The following is a 9,916-nucleotide window of genomic DNA, read 5'->3' as shown; positions in this document are numbered from 1 at the left end:
CGCCGCTGGTTAAGCACCGCGGGCCCCGGTCCCCTACGCTTGAGGGAAGACCCAAGCGAGACACCCGTTCCGAACTGCCAGGAGACCTGCCGTGAAGAAGCTGCTGACCGCCGTCGTACTCGTGGCAGGGACCATGCTGAGCGGCTGTGCCGCCTCCACGACAACGCCCCAAACGCCCAGCGCCACTCCGAAACTCAGTGTCGAGGAGAGCTGTAAGTTCCTCAACACCGACACCTTCGTGCCCTCCGGGAGCGCGAAGGAGCAGGCAGGGCAGATTGGCCAGCACTACCAGGAGGTTGCGGACAAGGTAGCGCCGGAGGTGGGCGCCCCGATCCATCAGATGGCCGAGATCATGAAGCAGGTTGCGGCGAGCCCAACGGGAACCAAGACGGACCAACAGACGGCCCAGCTCACGGAGCAGATCAACAAGATCGGCCAATACTGCAAGTAGGTCACCGCACCGGCGGTCCCCGGCGGCCTGCCTGCCGGTCTGCGCCGTGCCGGCAAAGCCGCGGGTCGGGCCCCGGAGCGCCATCGGCTAATCTGGAGCGGTGACCCTGCGCTTTTACGACACTGCATCCGCCGAAGTCCGCGACTTCGTCCCCCTGGTACCTGGCAAGGTGAGCCTGTACTACTGCGGAGCCACCGTCCAGGGCATGCCACACGTCGGCCACATCCGCTCGGCCATCGCGTTCGACCAGCTGACCCGCTGGTTGCAGTACCGCGGTTTCCGGGTGACGGCAGTCCGCAACGTCACCGACATCGACGACAAGATCCTTGCCAAGTCGGCCGCCTCGTTCGGCGCCGAGTTTGAGGACGAGCCCGGGGCTCTCCGCAACGAGGAATGGTGGGCCCTGGCCTACCGCTACGAGCAGGAATTCCTCAAGGCCTATGACACCCTGGGCGTCTCCCGCCCCACCTATGAGCCCCGCGCTACCGGCCACATCCCGGAAATGCACGCCCTCATCCAGCAGCTGATCGACCGAGGCCACGCCTACCCGGCCCTGGACGACTCCGGCGACGTCTACTTCGACGTGCGTTCCTGGTCCAAGTACGGCTCGCTGACGCGGCAGAAACTCGACGACATGCAGGGCGCCCCGGACGCGGACCCCCGCGGCAAGAAGGACCCCCGCGACTTCGCGCTGTGGAAGGGCTACAAGGACGGGGAGCCGACGACGGCGAGCTGGGCTTCGCCGTGGGGCGCCGGCCGCCCGGGCTGGCACCTCGAATGCTCCGCGATGGTCACCAAATACCTTGGCACCGAGTTCGACATCCACGGCGGCGGCCTGGACCTGCGCTTCCCGCACCATGAAAACGAAATGGCGCAGTCACAGGCGGCAGGCCACGGCTTCGCCAACTTCTGGATGCACAACGGGATGGTCACTTACGCCGGCGAGAAAATGTCCAAGTCCATCGGCAACACCGTGAGCCCGACGGAGATGCTCGAGATCGCCCCGCCGCGCGTTGTCCGGTACTACCTCGGGCAGGCGCAGTACCGTTCGGTCCTGGACTACCAGCCGACGTCCCTGCAGGAGGCGGCTGCCGCCGTCGAGCGGATCGACGGCTTCCTCAGCCGCGCAAGCAGGGTCTTGCCCGACCCGGGATCGGATGCGTCCGCTGGTTCTGTTCCGGAAGCTTTTGGGGTGGCCATGGACGATGACCTCAACGTCCCGCAGGCACTGGCAGTGCTCCACGAGACCGTCCGGGCCGGCAACACGGCTCTCACCGACGGCGACCTCGACGCCGCGGGTCTGGCGCTGGCCACCGTCACCGCCATGCTGGACGTCCTCGGCCTCAACGCCACCGCAACGCCGGCGGCCGACGACCAAGCCAACACCGCCCTTGGCGTCCTGGTCGAGGCTCAGCTGGAGGCGCGCGCCCACGCCCGGGCCGCCAAGGACTGGGAAGCGTCCGACGCCATCCGGGACACGCTGGCGGTTGCCGGCGTCGTCGTCGAGGACGGCCCGGACGGGGCGAGCTGGAGCCTCAAGCGCGGCTAAACCCCGTTGCCGGCGGCCGGTGAAGTGGGCCGCCGTCGTCCCTTCCGGGCCACCCCGAAATCGTGGATTTTACTCGAGTCAGTAGACTGGAAGTCAGACTTGTCAACGAATCGCGTATTTAAAGGGTGAAACTCATGGCCAACAACGGTCGCCGCTCGGTCAAATTGAAGAAGGGCCCCTCCGTCGGAACCGGCGGTCACGGCCGCAAGGCTCTGGAGGGCAAGGGCCCCACGCCGAAGGCGGAGGACCGCCCCTACCACAAGGCGTTCAAGAACAAGCAGCTCGCCGAACGCTCCGAGGCCAAGCGCGCCAGCGGAAGCCGCACTACCAGCGCCGCCGCCCGCACCGGCCGCTCCGGTCCCAAGGGGCGCGCCACCGAAGAGGTCGTCACCGGGCGCAACTCGGTGGTCGAAGCCCTGCGCGCCGGCATCCCGGCCAAGGCCCTGCACGTCGCCGTCCGCATCGAAATGGACGACCGCGTCAAGGAATCCCTGAAGCTGGCCGCCGAACGCGGCATCCCGCTGATGGAAACCGGCAAGCCCGAGCTCGACCGGATGACCGACGACGCCATCCACCAGGGCCTCGTGCTGCAGATCCCGCCGTACGAATACCAGGACGCGTACGAGCTCGCCGAAGAAACCCTCGAGGCCTGGAAGAAGGGCCACGTAGCCAACGCCCCGCTCTTCGTCGCGCTCGACGGCATCACCGATCCCCGAAACCTCGGCGCGATCATCCGCTCCGTCTCGGCATTCAGCGGCCATGGCGTCGTCGTCCCGGAGCGCCGCTCCGTGGGCGTCACCGCCTCGGCATGGAAGACCAGCGCCGGTGCGGCCGTCCGCGTCCCCGTCGCCCGCGCGGCCAACCTGAACAACACGCTCAAGGCGTTCAAGAACATGGGGATCTACGTCCTGGGGCTCGACGGCGACGGCGACGTCTCGCTGCCCGAGCTCACCCTGGCCACCGAACCGGTATGCATCGTCGTCGGGTCCGAGGGCAAGGGCCTGAGCCGCCTGGTCCGCGAAAACTGCGACCAGATCGTCTCCATCCCGATCGACTCCGCCATGGAATCCCTCAACGCCTCCATGGCCGTCGGCATCTCCCTCTACGAAATCTCCCGCCAGCGCGCCGCAAAGTAGTCCTCGAGCGGCCGCTGGCGGCCTTACTCGGTTCCGGTCGGCGATGCGCTCCTTAGCAAAACTCCGGTCCCGTCTCCGACGCTCCCTCACCTTTGGTCGTAAAACGTCAAACGCTCCCTCACCTTTCGCGGTAAACGGCTAAGCGCTCCCTCACTTCTTGTGGGGGAGCGCTTCGGTTTAACGTGCGAAACGTGGTGGAGCGTTTCCGTTAGACCTGCCAAAAGTGAGGGAGGGTTTTTGGCTGAACCCGCCCGGCGGTTGGTGACCGCGGGACGTAACCATTGCGAACTTGGCCGATAGTGACTTAGAACTTGTGGCGGTTGGCCAGGACCGGGAGTTTGGTGCGGGCTTCCTGGACCGCGGCGGTGTCGAGGTCGGCGAAGAGAAGGCCGGGGGCGCCGTCGAGCTCTTCGAGGACATCGCCCATGGGGGAGACCACCACGGAGTGCCCGACGCCGGTGGGGGCGGAGCCCTTGACCGGGTGACCCACGCTGGCGGGGTCGCCCTGGCCGCAGGCGAGGATCAGGGTGGTGGAGTCCAGGGCGCGGGCGCGGGCCAGGAGCTTCCACTGCTCGGCCTTGCCGGGGCCTGAACCCCAGGAGGCGCACACAATGTTGACGTCGGCGCCGAGGTCCGCGTTTTCCGTGAACAGGTCCGGGAAACGGACGTCGTAGCACGTGGCGAGGCCGAACGTCACGCCGTCGAGCTCGAAGGTGACGGGGGCCGTGCCGGCGTCAACCGTGTCCGACTCGGCGAAACCGAAAGCATCGAACAGGTGGATCTTGTCGTAGCTGGCCTCGAGGCCGCGGCCGGTGACCAGCAGGGTGTTGCGCACCTTGGCGCCGTCTCCGGCGGTGCCGGGAGTGAACATGCCGGCGACGATCACCAGGCCGAGCTCTGCGGCGAGGTCACGGACGCGGGATGCCCACGGGCCGTCCAGCGGCTCTGCGATATCCAGGAGCGAATTGCCGAAGGCCCGCATGGTGGCTTCCGGGAATACCACGAGGTCCGCGCCGCCGGCCTTGGCCTGGCGCGCGTAGGCGTCCACGAGGTCCAGGTTTGCGGCCACGTCACGGCCGGTAATGATTTGGGCTAGTGCAACGCGCACAATTACCTCCAACTCGGCGCTCCATTACAGTATGCAGTGCGGCGGTCCGTACACTGCAAAACGTCATGAAAACGAAAACGGGGGCCATTTGTCTGGCCCGGCTAAGCTTTAAGCAATGGTTATGTCTTACATAGATACCGCTTCCACCGTAGACGCTTCGCGGGCGTTTCCGCTGGGGATCAGCGTTCCACATACCGGGTCGCCGGCAGTGGACGATCCCCGGGGCGCGTTCGCCAACGTGGCCGTCTACGCGCCCGGCGTAACCACGCTGGAGATCGAATACCAGGCGCCCGGGGGAACCTGGCAGGTGAAGACCCTGCCCAACGTCACCGACGGCGTCCACCACGGAATTGTTGAGGGCATTCCCGCCGGCTCGCGCTATGGCTTCCGGTCCTCCCCGGAACACGAGGCCCTCCCGCTGTCCATGCCCGCCACGGATTTCGATGCCGCCGGCGAGCAGCCGCTGCTGATGGACCCCTACGGCCGGGCCGTCGACGAACGCGAGGGGCTGATCACCAGCGTCCGGGTCGCTAACGACTTTGACTGGGGTCTGGACCGCAGCCCGCGGGTCCCGTGGCGCAACACGATCGTTTACGAGGCCCACGTCCGGGGGCAGACGAAGCTGCACCCGGATATTCCGGAGGACCTGCAGGGGACGTATGCCGGGATGGCCCACCCGGCCATGATCGAGCACCTGATCTCGCTGGGCGTCACGGCGGTCCAGCTCCTGCCCGTGCATTTCCACGTGGACGAGCCGCACCTGCAGCAGCTCGGGCTGACGAACTACTGGGGCTACAACACGGCCGCGTTCTTCGCCCCGCATCCCGGCTACGCCACGGAGGCCGCCCAGGCCGCCGGCGCCCACGCGGTCCAGGACGAGTTCAAGGGCATGGTCAAGCTGCTGCATGCCGCCGGACTCGAAGTCATCCTCGATGTCGTCTACAACCACACCGCCGAGGGCGGCACGGACGGCCCCACCCTGAGCTTCCGTGGCCTGGGCGAAATGCAGTACTACCGCAACGACGGCCACGGCAGGTACGTGGACACCACGGGCTGCGGCAACAGCCTGAACTTCGGCGAACCGCGCGTCGTGCAGCTGGTGCTGGATTCCCTGCGCTACTGGGTGAGCGAGTTCCACATCGACGGGTTCCGCTTCGACCTCGCCGTCACGCTGTGCCGCAACAGCGCCAACGAATTCGATCCGCGGCACCCCTTCCTCGTCGCAGTGGGAGCCGATCCGGTCCTGTCCGGCGTCAAGCTGATTTCCGAACCTTGGGACGTGGGCTACGGCGGCTGGCAGACCGGCCGGTTTCCCGCCGGGTGGGTGGACTGGAACGATCATTTCCGCGACGCCGTCCGCAGCTTCTGGCTCGCCGACCGCGCCGCGATCGACGGCGGTGGCAGCGGCGGCCCGGTGGCCCGCCTCGCGGACGCCCTCTCTGGTTCCGCCCGGCTGTTCGAGTCCTCGGGCCGGTCCCGGCTTGCCTCGCTGAACCTGATCACGGCCCACGATGGCTTCACCCTGGCCGACCTGACGGCCTACGACCGCAAGCACAACGAGGCCAACGGCGAGCAGAACCGGGACGGCCACGGCGATAACCGCAGCTACAACCACGGTTTCGAGGGCCCCACTGAAGACGGCGACATCCTCGCCCGGCGCGCCCAAAGCAGGCGGAACCTGATGGCCTGCCTGATGATTTCCCAGGGCGTACCCATGATCACTGCCGGGGACGAGATCTGCCGGACCCAGCAGGGGAACAACAACGCCTACTGCCAGGACAATGCACTGACCTGGATCGACTGGACCAGCACCACGGAATCCCATGCGATGCTGCGCACCACCAAGCGCGTCATCCGGCTGCGCAAGGAGTTTCTGGCCAGCCAGCCGCATGATTACCCGGCGCGTGACAACCAGTCCTACTTCCACTGGTTCGATGTGGACGGCCAGCCCATGTCCGCCGACACGTGGCATGACCCCGGCCACCGGGTGATCCAGCTCCTGCTCGGGTCCGACGACGGGCACGTCGACGGTCTCGTGGTGGTCAACGGCGGCGCCGACGACGTCAAGGTCACCTTGCCTCGGCTGAGCAATGAGGACGGCACCGGGCACCGGCTCTTCGAACTCCGCGTGACGACGTCCGAACTCCATGACCGGCGTCAGGGCGCCCGCGTCGCCTCCGGTGAGCGCGACCTCGTCCAGGCCAACACGATCAATATCTACCGCACCTAAATAATTCGAGATTAAGGACCCCATGAAGATTTACTCGGCAGAGACCTGGACCATCGAAGAACTCACGGCGCAAATCGGCGACGCCGGCCGGCGCGCCCTGGTGGTCCACGCCGCGGACACCAAGCAGGCGGTCCTGGACACGTTCGGCGAGCTCCTGGACGTCCCGGAGGACTACGGCACGGACCTGGATGCCCTGCACGATTCGCTGCACGACGTCGCGGATGCCGTGACGGACGACGGCGAGGCCCCCGTCACGTTCATCTGGCAGGTGCCCGCCGCGCTCCGCGCGGACCGCTCCTTCGGCGTCATCTGCGAAACGCTGCAGGACGCCGAAGGCTACGCCGGCAAGAGCCTGGACGTCATCGCCGTCTGCCTCTGAAGAGAGCTAGCAAGCCACGCGGTGACGGTCAGGCCGCGGTGACGGTCAGGCGTTGACGATCAGGCCCAGCTCCGCTTTTGAGGCCAGGGCATCGTTCTTGGGGAGCACACGCACGGTGTAGCCGAAGGACCCCGAACGGTCGATCACCAGCGTGCCGCTGAAGAGGTGCCGGCCCTTGCCGAGGTCTTCGGCGGCCTTGAGCTCCGCGACCGTGATGTCCGTCAGCTCGTCGGTGTCCTCGGCCCGGCCGTAGGCCACCTCAACATAGACGTCGTCCGGTGAAAGCTCACGCAGCGCCACGTACGCATTTACCTGCAGCAGATCTCCGATCTGCGGGTCCTCGGAGACCCCCACCGAGTCGACGTGTTCGACTTGGATGTGCGGCCATGCGGCCCGGACCCGTGAGCTCCATGCCGCCAGGGCCTTGGCCTGGGCGTAGTTGTCCGCCACAGCGTGGCGCCCTGCGATCGCGGCGGGCCGGTACAGGACGTTGACGTAGTCCCGGAGCATCCGTTCCGCGGAAACCGCCGGGCCCAGGTGGGACATGGTGTGCTTGATCATTGAAACCCAGTGCGTAGGAACGGCCTGCGGGCCGGGCTGGGACGGTCCGGCAGCGCCCGCGGCGTCGGACACGGTCAGCCCGTAGAACCGCGGCGCCACCTGCGTTTCGAGCAGCTCGTACAGTGCCGCCGCCTCGATGTCGTCGCGTTCCTCCGGGGAGGCGTCGTTGTTGGCGGTCGGGATCGCCCAGCCGTTCTCGCCGTCGTACATCTCATCCCACCAGCCGTCCATGACCGAGAGGTTCAGCGAACCGTTCAGGGCAGCCTTCATGCCGGAGGTCCCGCAGGCCTCCAGGGGGCGCAGCGGGTTGTTCAGCCACACATCGCAGCCGGGGAACAGGGTCCGGGCCATGGCGATGTCGTAGTTGGGCAGGAACGCGATCCGGTGCCGCACGGCGGGGTCGTCGGTGAACCGGACGAGGTCCTGGATCATCTTCTTGCCGGCGTCGTCCGCCGGGTGGGACTTCCCGGCGATGACCAGCTGGATGGGGTGCGTCTTGTGCAGCAGCAGCGCCTTGAGCCGTTCCGGGTCGCGCAGCATCAGGGTCAGCCGCTTGTAGGTCGGCACGCGGCGGGCAAAGCCGATGGTCAGGACGTCCGGATCCAGGACGGAGTCCGTCCACGCCAGCTCGGCGTCGGCCGCGCCGCGCTTCTTCCACGCGGCCCGGAGCCGGCGCCGGACATCCTCCACCAAGGACACCCGCATCTCGCGCCGCAACGCCCAGAGGTCCTCGTCGGTGACGTTGTAGGCCAGGTCCCACCGGCCCTGCGCCTCAGCCTCGGCACCGAACTGGTCCCGCGCCAGCGCGGCGATGCGGGGGTCCACCCAGGTGGGGACGTGCACGCCGTTGGTGACGGAGGTGATGGGGATTTCGGAGTGGTCGAAGCCCGGCCAGAGGGCGGAGAACATCCCGCGCGAGACCACGCCGTGCAGTTTGGCCACACCGTTGGCCCGCTGGGCCAGCCGCAGCCCCATCACGGCCATGTTGAACACGAACGGGTTGCCGTCGGCGAAGTCCTCGCGGCCCAGGTCCAGGATTTTGGCCACCGGCACGTCCGGGGCGAGGCCGGCTTCGAAGAAGTGCTGAATCTGGGAGATTTCGAAGCGGTCGATCCCCGCCGGCACCGGCGTGTGGGTGGTGAACACCGTGGACGCGCGCCCGGCGGCCAGGGCCTCCTCCCAGCTCAGCGGCGCCGCGCCGGACATCAATTCCTGGATCCGCTCGACGCCGAGGAACCCGGCGTGGCCCTCGTTGGTGTGGAAGACCTCCGGCGCGGGGACGCCCGTGAGCCGCTGGAACTCCCGCAGCGCCTTGACCCCGCCCATGCCCAGCAGGAGCTCCTGCTGCAGCCGGTGGTCTCCGCCGCCGCCGTACAGGCGGTCGGTGATGCCGCGGGCGGCCTCGTCGTTGCCCGGAACGTTGGAATCCAGCAGCAGCAGCGGCACACGTCCGACGTCGGCCCGCCACACGTGCGCCAGCAGGCGCCGTCCCTGGGGAAGCGGCAGGGAGATCTGGACCGGTTTGCCGTTGCCGTCCGGGGAGGCCTCGCGCAGGAGCGTCAGGGGCAGCCCGTCGGGGTCGAGGACCGGGTACGTTTCCTGCTGCCAGGCGTCCCGGGAGAGTGACTGCTTAAAGTAGCCGGCCTGGTACAGGAGGCCGACGCCGATCAGCGGCACGCCAAGGTCCGAGGCCGCTTTCAGGTGGTCCCCGGCCAAGATGCCGAGGCCGCCGGAGTACTGGGGCAGGACCTCGGTGATGCCGAACTCCGGCGAGAAGTACGCGATGCATGCCGGCGCGCCGTCGCCCAGGCTCTGGTACCAGCGCGGCTGTTCCAGGTACCGGTCGAGGTCATCGGCCGCGGCGTGGACGCGCCGCACCACGTCCTGGTCCGCGGCGAGGCGCTGCAGCTCTTCCCGGCTCACCAGGCCCAGGAAAGTCACGGGGTCGTGGGCGCTCTCCGCCCAGATCCCGGGGTTGAGCCCCTCGAAAAGCTCCCGGGTGGGCCGGTGCCAGGACCACCGGAGATTGGTGGCGAGCCGGGCCAGCGGCCGGATCGACTCCGGGAGTACGGTTCGGACGGTAAATCTGCGGATTGCCTTCACCTGCGAAACACTAACGGACAAGTCGGTGCCCCGGAACTGCTTTAAGATTCTTTCCCGTAAATGACGGATATCACTCCGACCAGAACCGGAAACGTCCGGAAAACGTTCGAGGCCTTAGCATTCTGGCCGTTTTGTAGATAACGTCGAGGCTGTGACGAATAACTCGCGAACCAGCGCCGTGTCCAAGCAAAAGCCCAAGGCCCTGATCACGGATGGCCTTCGATTTGGCCGCTTTCCGATCACCGCCGTGCAGCCTTCGGTGGAGGGCGGAAAGTTTCCCGCCAAAGCCGTCGAGGGCCAAACCATTGTCGTGGGAGCCACCGCGTTCCGGGAGGGACACGACCAGCTCGGGGTCAGCGCGGTCCTGCTCGACCCCCGCGGCAAAGAGCGGCAGCGGGT

General features: G+C 67.3%; 8 protein-coding genes. 6 read left to right on the top strand and 2 right to left on the bottom strand.

What is annotated here, in order from left to right; translation table 11 throughout:
• Positions 1–91: 91 nt before the first annotated feature.
• From Y706_RS0109025 to rlmB, 3 genes are all read left to right on the top strand, one after another.
• Positions 92–451 (top strand): hypothetical protein, encoded by a 360-nt coding sequence (locus tag Y706_RS0109025; RefSeq protein WP_028276344.1) that lies wholly within the window; start codon positions 92–94, stop codon positions 449–451.
• 100 nt (positions 452–551) lie between these two features.
• On the top strand, positions 552–2,000 hold the full coding sequence (gene cysS / locus Y706_RS0109020; protein ID WP_028276343.1) for a cysteine--tRNA ligase: 1,449 nt from the start codon (positions 552–554) through the stop codon (positions 1,998–2,000).
• 134 nt (positions 2,001–2,134) lie between these two features.
• The gene (gene rlmB, locus Y706_RS0109015) at positions 2,135–3,136 is read left to right on the top strand and encodes a 23S rRNA (guanosine(2251)-2'-O)-methyltransferase RlmB (RefSeq protein ID WP_028276342.1); all 1,002 of its coding nucleotides are present in this window, start codon (positions 2,135–2,137) and stop codon (positions 3,134–3,136) included.
• A gap of 304 nt (positions 3,137–3,440) precedes the next feature.
• Here the strand turns inward: rlmB and Y706_RS0109010 are convergent, their stop codons facing one another.
• Positions 3,441–4,244 carry a carbon-nitrogen hydrolase family protein gene (locus Y706_RS0109010; protein WP_028276341.1) on the bottom strand — a complete coding sequence of 268 codons (804 nt, stop codon included), beginning with the start codon at positions 4,242–4,244 and terminating at the stop codon, positions 3,441–3,443.
• Between the two features lie 115 nt (positions 4,245–4,359).
• On the opposite strand from Y706_RS0109010, the gene glgX reads away from it, so the two are divergent.
• Together glgX and Y706_RS0109000 are read left to right on the top strand one after the other, a co-directional pair.
• A complete protein-coding gene (gene glgX, locus Y706_RS0109005) occupies positions 4,360–6,474 on the top strand; it encodes a glycogen debranching protein GlgX (protein ID WP_028276340.1) in 2,115 nt (704 codons plus the stop codon).
• A gap of 22 nt (positions 6,475–6,496) precedes the next feature.
• On the top strand, positions 6,497–6,853 hold the full coding sequence (locus Y706_RS0109000; RefSeq protein WP_028276339.1) for a barstar family protein: 357 nt from the start codon (positions 6,497–6,499) through the stop codon (positions 6,851–6,853).
• A 45-nt stretch (positions 6,854–6,898) separates the two neighbouring features.
• Here the strand turns inward: Y706_RS0109000 and glgP are convergent, their stop codons facing one another.
• Positions 6,899–9,517 carry an alpha-glucan family phosphorylase gene (glgP, locus tag Y706_RS0108995; RefSeq protein WP_028276338.1) on the bottom strand — a complete coding sequence of 873 codons (2,619 nt, stop codon included), beginning with the start codon at positions 9,515–9,517 and terminating at the stop codon, positions 6,899–6,901.
• Between the two features lie 151 nt (positions 9,518–9,668).
• On the opposite strand from glgP, the gene Y706_RS30115 reads away from it, so the two are divergent.
• Positions 9,669–9,916 (top strand): maltotransferase domain-containing protein (locus tag Y706_RS30115; protein ID WP_253906743.1); only part of this gene is annotated, 248 nt, incomplete at its 3' end.

The organism is Arthrobacter sp. I3 (genome assembly GCF_000520575.1).
Lineage (GTDB): Bacteria > Actinomycetota > Actinomycetes > Actinomycetales > Micrococcaceae > Arthrobacter > Arthrobacter humicola_A.
The sequence above is the reverse complement of the archived record's forward strand: the minus strand, read 5'-3'. Positions and strand labels throughout refer to the sequence as shown.